General features: G+C 36.1%; 19 protein-coding genes and 1 tRNA gene. 10 read left to right on the top strand and 10 right to left on the bottom strand.

All coding sequences use genetic code 11. The annotated features are described in order from the left end of the window. Positions 1-56 precede the first annotated feature (56 nt). The 4 genes from ACJRPK_RS11295 to ACJRPK_RS11280 all read right to left on the bottom strand — a co-directional run bounded on the left by ACJRPK_RS11295 (position 57) and on the right by ACJRPK_RS11280 (position 4,500). Positions 57-133: transfer RNA gene (locus ACJRPK_RS11295), tRNA-His, on the bottom strand. Between the two features lie 59 nt (positions 134-192). Further along, a complete protein-coding gene (gene bshB1, locus ACJRPK_RS11290; protein WP_407140005.1) occupies positions 193-909 on the bottom strand; it encodes a bacillithiol biosynthesis deacetylase BshB1 in 717 nt (238 codons plus the stop codon). 84 nt (positions 910-993) lie between these two features. Then, complete coding sequence (locus ACJRPK_RS11285; protein ID WP_407140004.1) at positions 994-2,157, bottom strand: trans-sulfuration enzyme family protein; 1,164 nt, start codon at positions 2,155-2,157, stop codon at positions 994-996. Between the two features lie 108 nt (positions 2,158-2,265). Further along, entirely contained in the window at positions 2,266-4,500 is a 2,235-nt protein-coding gene (locus tag ACJRPK_RS11280; protein WP_407140003.1) for a response regulator, read from the bottom strand. A gap of 265 nt (positions 4,501-4,765) precedes the next feature. Here ACJRPK_RS11280 and ACJRPK_RS11275 point away from each other — a divergent pair, with 265 nt between their 5' ends. From ACJRPK_RS11275 to ribB, 9 genes are all read left to right on the top strand, one after another. Then, entirely contained in the window at positions 4,766-5,404 is a 639-nt protein-coding gene (locus ACJRPK_RS11275; RefSeq protein WP_407140002.1) for a peroxiredoxin, read from the top strand. A 62-nt stretch (positions 5,405-5,466) separates the two neighbouring features. Next, on the top strand, positions 5,467-5,781 hold the full coding sequence (locus ACJRPK_RS11270) for a thioredoxin family protein (protein ID WP_407140001.1): 315 nt from the start codon (positions 5,467-5,469) through the stop codon (positions 5,779-5,781). Then, on the top strand, positions 5,762-6,019 hold the full coding sequence (locus ACJRPK_RS11265; RefSeq protein WP_148782426.1) for a DUF6952 family protein: 258 nt from the start codon (positions 5,762-5,764) through the stop codon (positions 6,017-6,019). Before ACJRPK_RS11270 ends, ACJRPK_RS11265 begins: the two co-directional genes overlap by 20 nt. Before the next feature lie 107 nt (positions 6,020-6,126). Next, positions 6,127-6,627 carry a thiol peroxidase gene (tpx, locus tag ACJRPK_RS11260; protein WP_407140000.1) on the top strand — a complete coding sequence of 167 codons (501 nt, stop codon included), beginning with the start codon at positions 6,127-6,129 and terminating at the stop codon, positions 6,625-6,627. 7 nt (positions 6,628-6,634) lie between these two features. Then, positions 6,635-7,003, top strand: coding sequence for a diacylglycerol kinase (locus tag ACJRPK_RS11255; RefSeq protein ID WP_407139999.1), 369 nt, complete (start codon positions 6,635-6,637; stop codon positions 7,001-7,003). A 67-nt stretch (positions 7,004-7,070) separates the two neighbouring features. After that, on the top strand, positions 7,071-9,536 hold the full coding sequence (locus ACJRPK_RS11250; RefSeq protein ID WP_407139998.1) for a DNA translocase FtsK 4TM domain-containing protein: 2,466 nt from the start codon (positions 7,071-7,073) through the stop codon (positions 9,534-9,536). A 32-nt stretch (positions 9,537-9,568) separates the two neighbouring features. Then, complete coding sequence (locus tag ACJRPK_RS11245; RefSeq protein WP_407139997.1) at positions 9,569-10,204, top strand: LolA family protein; 636 nt, start codon at positions 9,569-9,571, stop codon at positions 10,202-10,204. A 9-nt stretch (positions 10,205-10,213) separates the two neighbouring features. Then, a complete protein-coding gene (locus ACJRPK_RS11240; protein WP_407139996.1) occupies positions 10,214-11,653 on the top strand; it encodes an LptF/LptG family permease in 1,440 nt (479 codons plus the stop codon). A 46-nt stretch (positions 11,654-11,699) separates the two neighbouring features. Next, positions 11,700-12,851: a 3,4-dihydroxy-2-butanone-4-phosphate synthase gene (gene ribB, locus ACJRPK_RS11235; protein WP_407139995.1), complete on the top strand. Its 1,152-nt coding sequence runs from the start codon at positions 11,700-11,702 to the stop codon at positions 12,849-12,851. A gap of 79 nt (positions 12,852-12,930) precedes the next feature. On the opposite strand, the gene ACJRPK_RS11230 is transcribed toward ribB, so the two are convergent. Both ACJRPK_RS11230 and ACJRPK_RS11225 read right to left on the bottom strand, forming a co-directional pair. Next, entirely contained in the window at positions 12,931-14,121 is a 1,191-nt protein-coding gene (locus tag ACJRPK_RS11230; protein WP_407139994.1) for a DegT/DnrJ/EryC1/StrS family aminotransferase, read from the bottom strand. Between the two features lie 127 nt (positions 14,122-14,248). Next, positions 14,249-14,890: an NAD(P)H-dependent oxidoreductase gene (locus ACJRPK_RS11225; protein ID WP_407139993.1), complete on the bottom strand. Its 642-nt coding sequence runs from the start codon at positions 14,888-14,890 to the stop codon at positions 14,249-14,251. Positions 14,891-14,978: 88 nt separating this feature from the next. On the opposite strand from ACJRPK_RS11225, the gene ACJRPK_RS11220 reads away from it, so the two are divergent. Beyond that, a complete protein-coding gene (locus ACJRPK_RS11220; protein WP_407140255.1) occupies positions 14,979-15,368 on the top strand; it encodes an acyl-CoA thioesterase in 390 nt (129 codons plus the stop codon). A gap of 71 nt (positions 15,369-15,439) precedes the next feature. On the opposite strand, the gene nhaC is transcribed toward ACJRPK_RS11220, so the two are convergent. From nhaC to ACJRPK_RS11200, 4 genes are all read right to left on the bottom strand, one after another. After that, the gene (nhaC, locus tag ACJRPK_RS11215) at positions 15,440-16,927 is read right to left on the bottom strand and encodes a Na+/H+ antiporter NhaC (RefSeq protein WP_407139992.1); all 1,488 of its coding nucleotides are present in this window, start codon (positions 16,925-16,927) and stop codon (positions 15,440-15,442) included. A gap of 358 nt (positions 16,928-17,285) precedes the next feature. Next, a complete protein-coding gene (locus ACJRPK_RS11210) occupies positions 17,286-17,867 on the bottom strand; it encodes a non-canonical purine NTP diphosphatase (RefSeq protein WP_407139991.1) in 582 nt (193 codons plus the stop codon). Between the two features lie 30 nt (positions 17,868-17,897). Beyond that, positions 17,898-18,425: an HAD family hydrolase gene (locus ACJRPK_RS11205; RefSeq protein ID WP_148782415.1), complete on the bottom strand. Its 528-nt coding sequence runs from the start codon at positions 18,423-18,425 to the stop codon at positions 17,898-17,900. Continuing rightward, complete coding sequence (locus tag ACJRPK_RS11200; RefSeq protein WP_407139990.1) at positions 18,409-19,173, bottom strand: Rossmann-like and DUF2520 domain-containing protein; 765 nt, start codon at positions 19,171-19,173, stop codon at positions 18,409-18,411. Before ACJRPK_RS11200 ends, ACJRPK_RS11205 begins: the two co-directional genes overlap by 17 nt. Positions 19,174-19,284 lie beyond the last annotated feature (111 nt).

Below are 19,284 nucleotides of genomic sequence, written 5' to 3'. Positions count from 1 at the left end.
TTAAAGTATCTTATAAAAAAGAAAAAGACCTTGCAAAAGCAAGGTCTTTAAGAATATGGGGTGGAAGACGGGATTCGAACCCGCGACCCTTGGTACCACAAACCAATGCTCTAACCAACTGAGCTACAACCACCATTTAAATTCGGATGCAAAAATAAGTCATTTGAACCATTCTGCAAACTTTTTTTTAAATTAAATTAAGTCAAAAATGGAATCTACTGCAGCATAGCGTTCTACAGTGAAACCTTCTGCATGATCGACTCCTATTATACGCCCCAAATCTGCTGCGCGATACCTAATACTATTCAAAAAGTTATCACTGGAGATTGGGGTAGAAGGTTCTTTACTGTTTTTATCATAAAATTGAGAAGTATAAGCTAATACGCTTTTCATTTTCGTGTCCATATAACCCGAAATATCCACCACAATATCAGGTGTCAGAGATTTCCACTGTATATAGTGAAGTACCAAGCGAGGTCGCCACGGGGATTGTACTTGATTCTCATCATGGGTTTCTATTTTTCTTAACCCTGATAAAAAACATGCATCGCTAACAAGTCGGCTTCCTTTTCCATGGTCAATGTGTCGGTCATCAATTGCATTACATAAAACAATATCCGGACGATATTTTCTTATTTTTTGGATTACCTGAAGCTGATGCTCTTTATCATTAATGAAAAAGCCATCCTTCATTTCTAAGTTCTCTCTAATAGATACGCCTAAAATTTCGGCTGCATTTTTTGCTTCAACAGCTCTGAGCTCTTTACTTCCTCTGGTTCCTAATTCCCCTTGGGTTAGATCTAAAATTCCCGCTTTTTTTCCTTTACTTATCTCTTTGGCTAGTGTACCTGCACAGCTCAGTTCTATATCATCGGGATGTGCGCCGATGGCTAGTATATCTAACTTCATTCTTCTAATTTTGGATCAAAGGTACCATAATAAACAGGGATTCCTGACATTGGTAATTTTGATATAGTAATGAGACCTTATGGATTAGGCATATTCCTTTTTGAGAACCTCTAGGGCAGCAGTGATATCCTGTTTAAGATCCTCCACTTCTTCAATTCCTACACTAAATCGTAATAAACCATCCTTTATGCCTTGGTCAGCTCTCTCTTGCTCAGATAACAATGCATGAGAGGTGAGGGTGGGAGAAAGGATTGTACTTTCTACACCGGCCAAACTCATCGAACTTTTAATAAGACTTAGTTGCGCTTGAAACTTGCTGGCATCTAATCCAGGTTGTAGTTCAAAAGACAACATGCCTCCGTATCCACGCATTTGTTTCTTTGCTATAGCATGATCAGGATGTGAGGGAAGCCCCGGATAGTAGACTTGATCAATGTCAGAGTGATTTTGTAGCCATTCGGCCATTTCTTGCGCATTCTGATTTTGCTGTTTCACACGTATGCCTAAAGTTTTGATGCTACGCTCCAGCATCCACACGGTAAAATCACTAAGACTTCCGCCAAAGTTTTTAGCTACCTGAAAAATGGTGTCCATATGCTCCTCAGAGGCTACCACAGCACCCGCCAGAATATCACTATGTCCTCCTAAATATTTTGTAGCAGAATGAATTACAATATCAATCCCCATAAGGATCGGATTTTGATTCACGGGAGAAGCAAAAGTATTATCAATAACAGTAAGTATATTATGTTTTTTGCCGGTATTGGCAATCGCTTCGATATCTATAACGGATAGTAAGGGATTTGACGGAGTTTCAATATATAAAACCTTTGTATTTTTCTTAATTGCTTTTGAAACTGTCTCGGCATTGGTTACATCTACGTAGGTATACTCAATCCCATGTTTATCAAATTCTTCATTGACCAGATTAGCAGTTCCTCCATAAATATTGCGTTGTAGAACGATGTGATCCCCATGTTTTAAGAACGCAAACAGGGTAGTGCTCACTGCCGCCATACCGCTACCAAAAATTAATGCAGCTTCTCCATGCTCAAGCTTCGCAATTTTTTTACAAAGTGATTCTTGATTGGGTGTATTAAAATATCTTGGATACCTTTTGGTGTCAACATTGTCAAAAGCATACGAAGTGGAGAGGTAAATAGGAGAAATAGCACCTTGAAATTGTGTGTCCTCAATTTCTCCATAGTGTGTACAAACGGTATTAAAACCCATTTTTTTTGATTGCATAATTATAGCTTAGAAATTGCAAACTAAAATACTATTTCAAATGCAAAGTATAAGAGAATTTGTTAGCTATTTTTCAAGAGTTTGTAAACAAAAGTACCAATAGAGGTGTTACAGGCTCTTTACGTTAGAAATGTTCTTCATAATCGTTTGAAAGAACTGTTGCGTGTCGTAGGGTTTGACAATTACATCATTCATTCCTACAGCTAAAGCTTGTTGTTTAACCTCGCCTTCTTCTACGGCGGTCAGTGCGATGATCGGGATTGTAGAATTAAATGTTCGAATCACCTTGGTGGCTTCAAGACCATCCAGTTCGGGCATATTGATATCCATCAGTACCAGATCATATTCCTCTTTTTTAAGCATAGAAATGGCATCAATACCATTGCTGGCCACATCGCATGTATAACCTTTTTTCTTTAATATATTTTGAGTTACAATTTGATTGATTCTATTGTCATCAACTATAAGAATATTAAAATTAGTGGTCCCTACGCTTAGATTTATACCGGTTGCCGCCAATGTTTCTTCGCTCTTCATTGCTTTCTTATACTTAAGGTCAAAATGAAATTTAGAACCTAGGCCTTCAACACTTTCTACATAAATTTCACTTTGATGTAGCTGAATCAATTTTCTAACAATAGCAAGCCCCAGTCCGGTACCTTCATATTCCTGATTCTGATTCTTAACCTGAGCAAAGTTTTCAAAAATAGACTGTTGCTTGTTATCCGGAATTCCGATACCATCATCTTTTACTATAAAACGCAATACATAATACTCTGGATCTTGCTCCATACAAACAACAGACACCCAAATATTTCCGTCAGTTGTAAATTTTAGAGCATTTCCTATAAGGTTGATCAATACTTGGGATAGCCTGACAGAATCTCCGATGAGTGTAGTAGTAATTTTTGGATCAATATTGATATGGACCGTATTTCGATTACTTTTTTGCTTGGTTCGCAGTGAGTTTGTAATACCTTCAATTAATGACCGTAGATCAAAAGTAACCTCTTCCAGTTTAATTTCGTTAGTTTCTATCTTACTTAGTTGCAAAACATCATTGATAAGAGCTAGTAAGTAATCTCCGGAGAATTTCAAAGATTCCAAGTATTCACTCTTTTTCTTTTCGTCCGGATTTTCCATTAATAAAGAAGTCAATCCTATAACTCCATATAGCGGTGTTCTTAATTCGTGACTTACAGTAGATATAAACTGTGACTTTAAGGTAGAAACCTGTTCTGCAGTTTCTTTAGCACTTTTGAGCTCTTTATTTTTTTCTATTAAATCTCGGTTTAATTTTTTCTTTTGAAGGTTATTACGATTAGAGCTAATAAGAAAAGCTAATGAGATTAGAATAAGTACTACGCCCAAAAAAATACTCATTTGCCACTTGACAATCTGAATTTCTCTCTCTGCTTTATCAAATTCTGCTTGCTTTATTTTTGCTTGATATTGATCAACTTCATATTTAATATTTGCCCGTTGTAATTCAATAAGATTCTTGATATCAATCGCTCTCAGCTTACTTCTGTAATACTCTTCATTATAATTGATTGCACGCTTGTAATCTTCTTGCGCATAATGAAGAGAAGATTTTGCTTTATAAAGATTGGCTAGTTCTTCATAAAACGTCGATTTGGTTTGATTAGAAATAGATTCGTTGTTAATTTCTAATAAAGCATACGATATAGCTTCTTCTATGTGCTCTTCTGCTCGATCATAACGTTCCAGATGCAGAAAATAACGACCAAGTAAACTATTTAATTTAGTTTTATCTAAATTCGAGGTATTTTCATTAATTAATTTTTTGGCTGGAGATAGATTAAAATATGCTTCAGAATAATTATTTTTCAAAATGTAAAAAGAACCCAAATTAAGCAAAGGTTTAATCATTCTGACGGTGTCTTCAACACGTCTTGCCAATTTATATGATTTATCAAAATATTGAATTCCCTTTTTGACAGTAAATTCATGCTTCACATATAGCGATGCCAAACTGTTGTAAATATCTGTTTCTAATAGCTTATTTTTAGAAATTTGAGAAAACGTTAATGCCTTTACGTAGTTACGAATAGCTTTTTGATCATCACCATTGATCTCATAATTTTTACCAATAATCTGATAAATATGAGCTTTACTCTGAGAATCATCGTTATAAAGCGCGTTTTGTAGGGCAGTCTTGGCAAGCTCCAAGGACTCCTCATATTTGTATTGATCTTGTAGTTCTTCGGCTCTTTGTATATACCTTTGAACACTATCAGAGTTGAGAGTAGCTTGTGGGGTAACGAGTTGAGTAGAACATAAGATAATAAATAAACTTATATGCTTTCTAAGGGTAGCCAAATAGTGGTTAAAAAGTTTATAATAATTAACGAAAATACAAAAATTGTGCTTACCATCTGAAATTTCAAGAATTTAACGTTATTTTTTTCCGTATAAAAGGTACGGTAAAACATGATGCAAGTATTCTTACTGTTTATTAATTTTAAAATTCTGATAGCTAAAAACTATTATCAAATAAATAATAAAAATTACTCCTTTTAACCACAATGATATCTTGGGTTATATTTGCAGTGAAATAAACGTTCAACAACAAAAAAATATAACTATGACAATTGTAGGAAAAAAATTTCCAGATTTAAATGTTGATGCCATGAATGATATGGGAGACACTTTTAAATTAAATGTTTTGGAAGAAGCAAAAAATAATAATAAGAAAGTATTACTTTTTTGGTATCCAAAGGATTTCACTTTTGTTTGCCCAACAGAACTACACGCTTTCCAAGAAGCACTTAAAGAATTTGAAAAAAGAAATACCATTGTAATCGGAGCATCTTGTGATACACCAGAAGTTCATTTTGCATGGTTAAATACTTCAAAGGACAATGGTGGTATCGAGGGAGTAACCTATCCAATTTTAGCAGATTCTAATCGTAATCTGGCAAATGCATTGGGTATCTTAGATATTACTAATGAAAATTATAACGAAGAAACCGGATTAGTTACGGTAGAGGGAGATAACGTTACTTATAGAGCAACATATCTTATCGATGAAGAAGGTACAGTTTTTCATGAAGGAGTGAATCATATGCCTGTGGGACGAAATGTGAAGGAATTTATGAGATTGATAGATGCCTATGCTCACGTTCAAAAGAATGGAGAAGTATGTCCTGCTAACTGGGAAGAAGGAAAAGAGGCTATGTCTGCAAACAGAGATGGTGTTGCTTCTTATTTAGCTTCTAATTAAGATTATACAATTTTTTATCCCCTGCATCCTTTGATGTAGGGGTATTAATTAAATAAAATACTATGGTTCAAGAATTGAATGAAGATAATTTAAAAAATATTGTGAATGATAATGATACAGTTATTGTTCAATACTCTGCAACATGGTGTGGTAACTGTCGCATTATGAAGCCTAAGTTTAAGAAACTGGCTTCAGAATTGACTGAGGCTACTTTTGTAATCGCTGATGCTGAAAAGTTTCCGGAATCCAGAAAAATGGCAACTGTTGATAATTTACCGACGTTTGCGGTTTTCAAAAATGGAAGCTTCGTAAATCAAGCACAAACTAACAAATTTGACGTTTTAAAAGATTTAGTAAATGAAGTTACCAGTAATTAAACACCTTACCAACTTTATCGAAGAAAATGATGAAGATTACATTATAGAGTCCATCGAAACCTTAGAGGCACTCACAGAGATTCCTTCTCTAAAAGATGAGGAACTGGATGTTATTGGAGAGCTAATCTCTAATATGTACGGAGCGCTAGAAGTAGATAAAATGATTAAAGAAGGAACCAGTAAAAAAGAAGCACTTAATTCCTTTATGAAAAGAGTTTTAGGAGCTATCGACGCATAGTTCTTTTTAACCTTCCTGCCAGGGAAGGTTTTTTATTTTTCCTCTGATTTAGCTCAAATACCACATAATCTTAGTAATTTTATCCTTTCAAAATAAAGTTTACTATCATGGCTACAATAACACTAAAAGGGAATACATTACAAACTGCGGGAGAACTTCCTGAGATCGGGTCCAAAGCTCCGGACTTCGAATTAGTTAAAAAAGACTTGTCGACGACTACTTTAAAAGATTTTGAAGGATTTAATTTAATTTTAAACATATTTCCTTCAGTGGATACAGGAATTTGTGCTGCATCAGTTCGAGAATTTAATAAACAAGCAGCTTCTTTAACAGATACCAAAGTGGTATGTATATCCAGAGATCTTCCATTTGCGCAAGAACGGTTTTGTGGAGCAGAAGGAATAGAAAATGTGATTAATCTTTCAGATTTTAGAACCGGACAGTTTGGTAAAGATTATAAAGTAGAAATGACCAGCGGACCTTTAAAAGCGCTGCATTCTCGTGCTATCGTAGTGCTGGATAAGGAAGGTACCGTGCGCTACACAGAGCAGGTGCCAGAAATTGTGCAGGAACCAGACTATACTGCTGCATTAAATGCTTTGAAATAAATCGCTTATGAGTGGAATTTTTAAATTTTTATCCGGTCGTATTCGGGGTGGTGGTTATGCCCTAAAAGGAGCATTTCTGTTGGTAAGGACCGAGGCAAGTATACAGGTTCAAATGTTGATCGCTCTGATCGTAACGTTTATGGGTTTTTATCTGGAAATATCAAAGATAGACTGGATGTTACAAATTTTCGCTATCGGTCTGGTACTTAGTATAGAAGCGTTGAATACTGCAATTGAAGCGATAGCAGACTTTATTCATCCTGATTTCCATAATAAAATTGGATTTATTAAGGATATAGCTGCAGGGGCTGTATTTTTTGCTGCAATCGCCGCTTTTATAATTGGATTAGTGATCTATATTCCCTATTTCAACTAGAAAATTTTTTTAGCATTTCTGCGTTCCTATATAGATATTCGTACTTTTGCGACAATACTCCCAAATAATGGCCAAAAAGAAAACAACCACTAAAAAGAAAGCAACCAAGAATCCTACAGCTAAAACAAAAAGAAACTTATCCTTAAGCAGACAGCAAAAGGTAATTATCGGTTCTTTTTTGTTCTTTCTGGGAATCGCTTTGTTTTTTGCTTTTATTTCTTTCTTTTTTAACTGGAAAATTGATCAAAGTGAAATAGCTCAGTTCTCCAAAAGATCTGCAATTGCCAAAAATTGGCTTAGTAAGTTTGGGGCTTCCGTCAGTCACTTTTTTATTTTTAGAGGATTTGGTGTGGCCGCACTATTTATACCGGTACTCACCTCACTGACCGGAGTTTATTTATTTTTTGATCTTAACAAAAAGCGCTTAGCAGGATTTTGGTTCTGGGGTACCTTAGTCATGCTTTGGATCTCGATAGTTCTAGGCTTTATTAAACAAGAAGGTGGTTTGCTCGCCGGAGTTATTGGCTATGAGATAAATGATTTTCTAAGGGATTATGTTGGGTTTATAGGTACTGTATTAATTCTCACTTTTTTTGCTATAATCTATGTGGTTGTACGATTGCGCTATACTCCCGAGAAAATTGCAGCTTCCATCCAACAAGCACAGCAGACAGTTGCCACTAATGCTACTGATAAAACGTCTCAAAGTACCACAAAGAATGGAAAACATACCAGTGTTGAGCCTCCTGTTGTAACGACTATAGCTAAAGATCCTGTAAATGCTAAAACCACAAATAAAGAAGAGGATACGACAACTACCATAGAAAGTAGTAAAGATCTTTCTACAACTAATGTATTGAATGATTTATATACGAAGGATTCTGAACGCACTTCTACGGATGACTCAATGCAAAAACTGGTCATCAAATCCAACGATGATCCTGAAGATCTTGAAATGGAGGTAGAAAGCGTGGTTGAAGAAGAACTTTCAGAAAATCTAAGTGATAAACTTGTGAAAGATTTTGGAGAGTTTGATCCTACTTTAGAATTAGGAAATTATCAATATCCATCCATTTCATTGCTAAAGGATTATACGGGTCAAGCCGGTGGAATAACAATTGACCAGGGGGAACTGGAAGAGAATAAAAACCGAATCGTTGAGACCCTTAAGAACTATAAAATTGAAATTGCTCAGATTAAAGCAACCGTTGGACCTACCGTTACATTGTATGAAATTGTACCGGAAGCAGGAGTACGAATTTCGAAAATTAAAAATCTTGAAGATGATATAGCTTTATCGCTGGCAGCTCTTGGGATTCGTATTATTGCTCCTATACCGGGTAAAGGAACCATTGGTATCGAAGTGCCTAATAAGAAATCGACGATTGTATCTATGCGTTCAGCTATATCTTCATCAAAGTTTCAGAATGCAGAGATGGAACTACCATTGTCTCTGGGTAAAACCATTTCCAACGAAACCTTTGTAGTAGATTTAGCTAAAATGCCACACCTTTTAATGGCAGGGGCCACCGGACAAGGTAAATCGGTTGGTTTAAATGCTATTTTAACATCTCTATTATATAAAAAGCATCCGGCTGAAGTCAAATTTGTACTGGTGGATCCTAAAAAAGTGGAGCTAACGCTGTTCAATAAAATAGAACGCCATTATTTAGCCAAACTACCGGATACTGAGGAAGCTATAATCACAGATAATACGAAGGTTATCAATACCCTCAATTCTTTGTGTATTGAGATGGATGCGCGATATGATTTGTTGAAGCTCGCCATGGTACGTAATATTAAAGAATATAATGTCAAATTCAGAGCTCGTAAATTAAATCCTGAGAATGGCCATAAATTCTTGCCGTATATTGTGTTGGTTGTGGATGAGTTTGCTGATTTAATTATGACCGCTGGTAAAGAGGTGGAAACACCAATAGCACGTCTGGCACAATTAGCCAGAGCTATTGGGATACATCTAATTATAGCGACACAGAGACCGTCGGTGAATGTAATTACCGGAATGATCAAAGCGAACTTTCCTGCGAGAATAGCTTTTAGGGTGACATCAAAGATAGATTCTCGAACAATTTTGGACACCGGAGGTGCAGATCAATTGATAGGAAGAGGGGATATGTTATACACTCAGGGTAATGATTTAATACGTATTCAATGCGCATTTGTCGATACGCCCGAAGTAGAACGTATTACAGATTTTATTGGAAGTCAAAAAGCATATCCGGATGCATACATGTTACCTGAGTATTCTGGAGAGGAAAGTGGCACAGGTCTTGATATAGATGTTAGCGAACGCGATAAGTTGTTTAATGAAGCGGCCGAGGTTATTGTGACTGCACAACAGGGCTCTGCTTCTTTGTTACAAAGAAAACTAAAATTGGGTTACAACAGAGCTGGTAGAATTATTGATCAATTGGAAGCTGCAGGTATTGTAGGTCCTTTTGAAGGGAGTAAAGCGAGGCAAGTGCTAGTGACTGATTTGGTTTCTTTAAAACAACTATTGGATGGTGAATAATTAATAAAATCGACCGAAAATAAAATCATAAAATGAAAAAGTTAGTAGTATTTCTATTATTTGTAGTTGGAGTAAATGCGATGCAAGCGCAAGAAGCTAAATCGTTATTGGATCAGGTGTCGCAAAAGGTAAAAAGTTATGACAATATTGTTATTGGTTTTAAGTACGCTTTGAGCAATCCTAAAGAAAATGTTTCTCAGGAAACAAGAGGGGATGTAACGATAAAAGGGAATCAGTATGTTCTTAATTTAATGGGGACTAAACAAATGTATGATGGTAAAAAATTGCATTTAATAGTACCTGAAGATGAAGAGATTAGTATCTCTAATCAGAATGAAGAAGATGAGAGTAGTATTACTCCTTCCAAAATGCTTACTTTTTATGAAGATGGTTATCGTTATGATATGGACAATGTTCAGGATATCAACGGACGTAAAATTCAATTCATTAAATTAGTTCCTATAGATTCTAATAGTGAATTAAAAGAAATTTTACTTGGTATAGATAAAGAAACAAAGCATATTTACAAAATGATTCAGACGCAGCATAATGGTACGAATGTAACTTTTACAGTGAATAGTTTTAAGACCAATCAGCCGCTCTCAAAAACCTTATTCGTTTTTGATGAATCAAAGTATGATAATTATTATATAAACCGTTTAGATTAATCACTTCCATTGAAAATCTTAGATCGATATATTCTTACTACATTTTTAAAAACGTTTTTTCCGCTTTTTCTAATTATCATGTTTATTCTTTTGCTGCAAACGATCTGGTTGTTTATATCAGAGTTAGCAGGTAAAGATTTAGATCTCAGTGTTATTTTGAAATTTTTAATGTTGGCGTCTCCTCGGTTAATTCCTATGGTACTACCGCTAACCATATTGCTGAGTTCGATAATGATATTTGGGAATTTTGCTGAGAATTATGAATTCGCAGCTATGAAATCTTCTGGGATTTCACTTAAAAGGGCGATGCGAACCTTATCCGTTTTTATTGTATTGGTGGGTATTGGTGCATTTTTCTTTTCAAACACAGTTATTCCTGCATCCGAAAGGAAATTTATTAATCTTCGTAAAAATATTGTACAGGTAAAGCCCGCCATGGTGATAACGGCGAACCAATTTAATGATCTTGGGGATTTTAATATTAAGGTCGCGGAGAAATACGGGGATAACGATCAATATCTGAGAGATGTAATTATACATTTAAAAGATGATAAACCGGGTAACTTTGTAGTAATAAAAGCAAACGATGGGGAGTTGAAAGGGAGTACCGAATCTGATCTCGTTACACTCGTTCTCAAGGACGGTAACTATTATAACGAAGTACAGCCTACCTCCAGGGAGAATAAGAGAAAATTACCTTTTGCTAAAGTTCAGTTTGAAGAATACGTTTTGAATATTGATCTATCAGAATTAGGAACGGTTGACATGAACGCTCAAAATTATAGAAAAGGGCATAATATGCTTAATGTGGGAGATTTGAGAGCAGAAATTGATACGCTTTCTACCAAAGTAGATAATGAAATGATATCAGCTCGTAGCGAAGTATCAAGGCGTAATGGAGTTGATGATCTTAGTAAAAACCTGGAAAAAGACAGTATTAAAAAATTTACACCAGATACATTAAATCTTCTCTCGCTATTCAATACCCGAGAAAAGATGCAAATCGCTAGTTTGGCACACTCTAATGTTGACGGGGTTTTGAGAAGATTGAATAGCGTAGAAAACAGTCTTAAAGTTAAGCGAAAATATTTAAACAAATATGAAATGTCCTTGCATGATAAATATGCCTTGGGAATTGCTTGCGTGTTGCTCTTTTTTGTAGGAGCACCTCTGGGAGCCATTATACGCAAAGGAGGATTAGGACTTCCTATTGTTATAGGGGTAACCTTATTTCTTACCTATCATTTTATTGGAGTTTTTGCAAAAAACAGTGCTGAAGAAGGTGGAATTCCGCCATTTGTGGGATCATGGTTATCTACCTTTATAATTTTCCCGTTAAGTATTTTCTTAACCTATAAAGCGACAACGGATCAGCAAATATTTAATATGGATATTTTTATCCAGCCGATAAAGAAAATATTTACAAAAAGAAGTACTAAAGTCAAATAATTCGAGAGTTTAGGTATCTTTGCCAAGAATACATAAGATAAAAAGTATGTCTCAAACTACTGAAAGTAAGCCCAAATTGAAACTGAATACTATACAAGAAGCCATTGATGATATCCGTCAAGGTAAAGTTATTATAGTGGTCGATGATGAAGATCGGGAGAATGAAGGGGATTTTTTGGCAGCAGCCGAAAAAGTGACACCAGAAATGATCAATTTTATGGCAACACATGGTAGGGGACTTATATGTGCTCCGTTAACTGAAAAACGTTGCGAAGAGCTGAAGTTGAATATGATGGTTGGTAATAACACGGATCCTTTAGAAACGGCTTTTACAATATCAGTTGATTTAAAAGGAGAAGGAGTAACAACAGGTATTTCTGCAAGCGATCGTGCAAAAACGGTGAATGCTTTAACAAATCCTAACACAAAACCTCATGAACTTGCCAGACCAGGTCATATTTTTCCTTTAAAAGCAAAACAAGGAGGCGTGTTACGTCGTACAGGTCACACAGAAGCTGCTATAGATTTTGCCAGACTGGCAGGACTCAAGCCTGCTGGTGTGATTGTCGAAATTATGAATGAAGATGGTACCATGGCAAGACTGCCACAATTGGTTGAAGTAGCAAGAAAATTTGATATTAAACTTGTTTCTATCGAGGATTTGGTGGCTTATAGGATGCAACATGATTCTCTAATTGAGAAAAAAGAAGATTTTGATATAGTAACGCGTTTTGGAGAATATCGTCTCAGAGCATATAAGCAAACTACTAATAATCAAATCCATATAGCATTGACCAAAGGGCAGTGGGCTGATAATGAACCTGTATTAACACGTGTGAATTCTACCTTGTTCAATAATGATATCTTAGGTACATTGACTAATAATGCAGATAAGCGCTTGGATGCGATGTTTCAGCGTATCAATAACGAAGGCAAGGGGGTTATCATTTTTATTAATCAGGAAAGTCAATCGCTTAACTTACTTAATCGTCTCAAAGGTCTCAAAGAACTGCAAAACGGTAAAGAAGTGGTCAAAGCTCCTGCAATTATAATGGATAGTAAGGATTTTGGTATCGGCGCTCAAATATTACATGACTTAAATGTACACAAGCTTCGCTTGGTCTCTAACTCAGTACAACAAAAAAGAGTTGGAATGATAGGCTACGGTTTAGAAATAATGGAATATGTAACGTATTAACCATATTCAAAAAGTATAAAAAAATGCGTGATTCTCTTAAAAGAATCACGCATTTTTATTTATAGTATCTATTGGTTCTTTACAAAACACTTTGAATGGCTGATACCATACGTCCAGCTCTTTCCTGAACCTCCTGTTGAGACCATCCAACCTTTATTAGGCATGAAACTGTTCGTCCCATCCAGGCATCACTCTCCTCGAAGCTTCTGTTATTGTCTTTGAGACGTTTGTTTATCGTATCAGAGAATCGGACCAACGTACTTGGATTCAACAAATGTTCCCATTTTTTGTAATAATGCCAGTTGTTATCATACCAATAGAAACACGCATCAACCCCATAACTGCCCAAGGCTTTATGTGCTTTTCTGGCTAAATCTTCAGTGGGTAAGAAAATATTCAAAAAAGCGTAGCTTTCTTCTCCTTTTAAAGGAACTTTTCTAAAAGTCACTTCAGGAATAGTGGTTAAAGCGTCACGTAAAACTGTATAAGTTCTTTTCTGTTTTGCTAAGGTTTCATCTAATTTTCTTAATTGCGCGATTCCAACAGCAGCATTTAATTCTGATAAGCGATAATTGTACCCTAAGAATGGATGCGATTCAGCTCCGCGATCATTACCAATGTGATCATGTCCGTGATCCTGATATTTATGTGCACGCTCAGCATACTCTTTAGAATTTGTAATGAGACCACCACCTTCACCACAGGTTATGGTTTTTACATAATCAAAACTAAAACATCCTAGATCTCCTATACTTCCCAGTGGCTTATTATCATAGGTGCCTCCGATTGCCTGACAAGCATCTTCTAATAATATAAGATCGTGTGTATCACAAATTTCTCGAAGGGCATCAAGATCAGCCATAGAACCGCACATATGTACAGGCATAATAACCTTTGTATTTTCAGTGATTGCCGCTTCTACTGCTTCAGGTTTTAGTGTCAATGTATCATCTATGTCACATAAGATAGGAATAGCACCTACGGATAAGACAGCCTCAAAACTAGCTACAAATGTGAAGGTAGGTACAATAACCTCGTCACCATGACCAACACCCGCGCTGGCCAATGCAACTGTTAACGCAGCGGTTCCGCTTGATACAACTTGAGCATAATCTGACTCCATTCTTTTAGCTAAAGCTTGTTCTAGCTCCAGCGCTTTATGATGTCCATTACGCATGCCATCAAAACCATATCGCATTAAGACACCATTGTCTAATACATCTTGTACCTCTTTTTTTTCTTCTGCTCCAAATAATTCAAATCCTGGCATTCAGTTTTGTTTTAAAAGTGATTATAGTATAATATCCGTATATCTAGTTTACGGTATTGCTATTGGCAAAAATACCTAAAAGAAGGTGATTCATGCCAATTAATATTATTTTTTGAATACTGAAAACTTAGTTATCAGCATTGTGGTAGATAACGGTTTCTCCCATATCCCGTCTTACTTTTTGTAGCTTAGAAAACATGTCATCTTCCGCTCGATAACCTACCGGTAAGACGAGTACCGAAGAAAGATCATTTTCGCTTAAATTTAAAATTTCATCGTACTTCTCAGGAATAAAGCCTTCCATGGGGCATGCATCTATTTGTTCTGTAGCACATACAGTTAGTAAATTTCCCATAGCGAGATACGCTTGCTTGGCTGCCCAATTTGTAATATCTTCTTTTGGCTTATCCCTAAAAGAGGTTATTAATTGTTGCTTAAAAGGATCCAGAATTGTGTCATCTGTATTACGGATGGCTTTTACATTCTCAAAATGCTTAGTTATAAAAGTTTCTGCCACACGTTTTTCAATACACAAAATAAGTAGATGTGATGCATCGGCAACCTGATGTTGATTCCATGAATGCTTGGTTAATTCCTGTTGTAGCTTTTTATCTTGGATAATAACTAACCGAAGCGGTTGTAGACCATAGGAGGTAGCCGTAAGATTAAAGGCTTGTGCCAAAATATCAATTTTTTCCTTTGGAAGTAGTCGAGAAGGATCAAACTTTTTAGTTGCATAGCGCCATTGTAGACTCTCAATAATATTCATGCATTCTTTTTTAATAGATAGTACAAATATAAGAGGATAAAAGTACCTTTGACATTATACTTTATAATATAAACCAATACGTACCATGATGTCATCTATTGCAGAACTTATTAAAACCTCAGAGACTCGTATTTTTAAAGCTGTTTTTCCTAATACTACCAATCATTATGAAACTTTATTCGGTGGAACAGCCTTGCAACTTATGGACGAAGTTTCTTTTATTTGTGCAACCCGTTTTAGCAGAAAAAAAGTAGTTACTATCTCAAGTGATAAAATTGATTTTGAAAAACCAATTCCGGCAGGATCCATTATAGAGCTAGTGGCAAAAGTAAGCGAAGTCGGACGAACAAGTTGTTTGGTTAAAGTTGATATTTATAAGGAAGATATGTATACTTATGATCGGGAAATCGCCGTTTCTGGACACTTCAAGTTTGTAGCAATCGACCACGATAAAAAACCTATTCCTATTTTGGATTAAGAGCTTGAGGCATAGTTTTCAAGTCTTCCTATTCTGAATTTTTGAAAATTATGCCTTGTAGATATCAAAATTTAATTTGAAGTAACCAACTTTCTAATTTTTATACTAAAGGCCGCAAAGAAAAGGGTCATAAAGGGACTTAGCCAATTAAAGATGGCATATACGAAGTATTCTGCTACGGGCACGCCTAATACACCACTTTGGTAGGCACCGCAAGTGTTATATGGAATCAATACAGAAGTTACCGTACCCGAATCTTCTAAAGTACGACTGAGATTCTCGGGTGCAAGACCTTTATCTTTAAATGCTTTGGCATACATTCTGCCAGGCACTACAATAGCCAAATATTGATCAGAAGCAGTCGCATTAAGCACCACACAGCTCAAAGCAGTACTTGCAAACAATCCAAATATAGAATCAAATAAGCTAAGTAAGGCTTTACTAATACGGGCAAGTGCTCCTATAGCATCCATGACTCCACCAAAAACCATGGCGCACACTATCAACCATATTGTGCCCAACATCCCTGCCATTCCGCCAGAAGCAAAAAGATCATTTAACTGAGTGCTTGAAGTTTCTACAGCGGTATCAACGGTAATAGCTTTCATTACTCCGATATAAGCCGAATTAAAATCTAATACTTTGCTACCGGCAATATTCATAACAATATCGGGTTGAGCAATAATAGCAGCTACCGCTCCTAGAAGTGTTCCCGCAAGCAATGCTATTAATGGGGGTGTTTTTCTTATGATCAGTAGAATAACCAGTGCCGGCACCAAAAATAGCCACGGAGTGATAGTAAACGCATTATCAATTGCTGCAAGCTGACCACTGATCTCCGGTGCTCCCGTGGTAGTTATGGTAAACCCAATGATCGTAAAGACAATGAGTGTAATGGTAACAGTCGGGATGGTAGTGTACATCATATATTTTATATGAGTAAACAAATCAGCACCAGCCATGGCAGGGGCTAGATTTGTGGTATCAGACAGTGGAGACATCTTATCCCCAAAATAGGCTCCGGAAATTACAGCTCCCGCAGTCATACCTAACGAAATTCCTAAAGTATCACCAATACCGATCAATGCGATCCCTACTGTTGCCGAGGTGGTCCATGAACTCCCGGTCGCTATAGAAATTATGGCACATATCACCACACAAGCGGCCAAAAAGATAGTTGGGTTTAAAATTTGCAAGCCGTAATAGATCATTGTTGGTATGATTCCGCTAATTAACCAAGTTCCGGCAAGGGAACCTACCATCAACAAAATTAGAAGTGCGCTAGAAGTAGACTTTATATTTTTTGCGATTTCCTCCATCATTGTACCATAGGAAACCTTATTAAAAAATCCCACTATAGCTGCTACAGCTGCTCCCAGAAGTAAAATAAACTGATTACTCCCACTTAGTGCATCATCACCAAAGGCAAATGCTACGTTATAAAATAACATACCTACTAATATGATAATTGGGAGTATGGCTTCCCAAATACTTAATTCTCTATTATCAATAATTTCATCATTTTCTGGGGCACTAGAAGAATTAGCTTGACTTTTCATGAATGTGTTTAGAAATTTTATGACGTAATGTTACGATAATCTTGAAAAGTATGCAACGAAACTATAAGCTTAGCCATATTTTTTTTAAAGCAAATGGGATGTAAAAAAACTTTAAATACACTTTACCGATTAATATTGCTTTTCATCCGATTTTAAACAATTCATTGCTTTTCATTTTCAATCTTTTGTGCACAACGGAAGTATATTTGATCAAAGAAAAAGTAAGAGAAAAATTATAGTTGTTTTTTAATTGTTTGTTTGAATTTTTTTGCCCACAAGTTTACATTATTAGTTACCCCAGAACGAAAAAGCCTCAGCCCCAGAGGCTTTTTTATTTGCTGAGAAAGTAAAATATGAATTATGACAAATTTTCTTCTATAAAGTTAAGTAGCTTCTGCATAGCTTTTGCCCGATGGCTTATTTCATTTTTTAAGGAGGCGGGTAGTTCGGCAAACGTTTCCGTGTATCCTTCAGGAATAAAAACAGGATCATACCCAAAGCCCTGATCGCCTGTTGGCTCTTGATTAATGGAACCTTCACAGATACCGGTAAAGGTGCGTGTAGTTTCTCCAAGCTGTAATGCAATTACAGTTTTGAAACGCGCAGATCGATCAGATATACCGTTAAGATTAGTGAGGACCTTAGCTATATTAGCTTTTGAATCCCTAGCTGAGCCGGCATAACGGGCAGAATATACACCTGGTTCATTATTTAACGATTTTATCTCTAAACCTGTATCGTCGGCAAAACAATCATACCCATACTTTTCTTTAACATAGGTTGCTTTTTGAACGGCATTTTCTTCAATAGTTGGTGAAGTTTCAGGAATATCTTCCTCACAACCAATATCCTTTAAACTTACAATAGTAACCGAATCGGGAACAATAGACTGAATTTCTTTTAACTTATTTGGGTTATTGGTGGCAAAAACAATTTTCATAGGTAGCAGTAAAATTAATTTGTTTGATCATTAATCATATTTGGCATCAAATTGATTCATCCATTTGCCTTGTACTTTTAATACCTGCTCAATTACATCACGTACACATCCTTTACCTCCTTTTTTATTGGATACATATTTAGATATCGCCTTGATTTCTGGAACCGCATCTTGCGGACAAGTTGGTAAACCAATCATTTCCATTACCGGTAAGTCGGGAATATCATCGCCCATATACAGCACGTTTTCGGCTTTGATATTGTAGATATCCATATATTCATCCAACTGATCCACTTTATGGTGCGCACCAAGGTATATATCCGTAATTCCTAAACCTCTTAGGCGTTGTCTAACCCCTTCATTGGTGCCGCCTGATATAACGCAAACATTAAATCCATTTTGAACTGCTGTTTTTAAGGCATATCCATCTTTGATATTCATTGTTCGTAACAATTGTCCATCCGTGTGAACTACGACATTGCCATTAGTTAACACCCCGTCTACATCAAATATAAACGTTGTAATATGTTGTAAATATTCTTTATAACTCTTCTCCATGTGTATTTTGAATAGATTTAGTAAAATTTTCGTAAAGCGCTTTATACAATGGGCTTGTCAAAGCTTCTAATTGTTTTTGTATGGTAGCCTGGTCATGACGTCTTGCCGGACCGGTTTGTGCCTCTAGTGGCGAAGTCGAAACTATCTTAGCCGATGTTTCCTGTATTAAAGGTTGTAATATTTCAAAGGGAACCTCATGCTGATCACAAATTTCTTTTCCAATATGGTACAAGTGATTGGTGAAATTATTTACAAATACCGCTGCTAGATGAATGGTCTTACGCTGCGCTGATGTGATGGCATATACTTGGCGTGATAAACCTTCAGCCAATTGTTGAAGTATGTCGAAATCGTCATCTTGTTCCGCTTCTAAACACATGGGAATGGTTTTAAAATCCACAGGCTTATTAATACTAAAACTCTGTAACGGATACAGTACTCCTTTGCGATGCTTGTCATGAATTGCATTCATTGCTACACTTCCAGAGGTATGTACAACTAAGCGATTCTTAAATTGTAAATTTTCCGAAACATCTGATATAGAAGTGTCGCTTACTGCGATAATATATAGATCAGCCTCTTTTATTTTTGAAAAATCAGAGGTCACAACTCCGGGTTCCTGATTAGGATGGAGCAACATCCCGCGTCTGTTGTAGCATTGAATTACAGTAAATGTATTCATAGCTTGTATGGCTTCATATAAATGAACAGCCACATTACCAGAACCAAGAAGTATTACCCGTATCATTCCGCAAAAATAAGGAAGTTAAAACAAATTGTCACCTTAGAAAACGAGTTCTGTTAAAAGCGAATATATACTGTAGGTTCATGGCTTAAAATCTTCTTAAAATCATTAAAT

The sequence above is a fragment of the Aquimarina sp. 2-A2 genome (assembly GCF_045505135.1).
Lineage (GTDB): Bacteria > Bacteroidota > Bacteroidia > Flavobacteriales > Flavobacteriaceae > Aquimarina > Aquimarina intermedia.
Note: the sequence above shows the minus strand (reverse complement) of the source record. Positions and strands in the feature narration are given on the sequence as shown.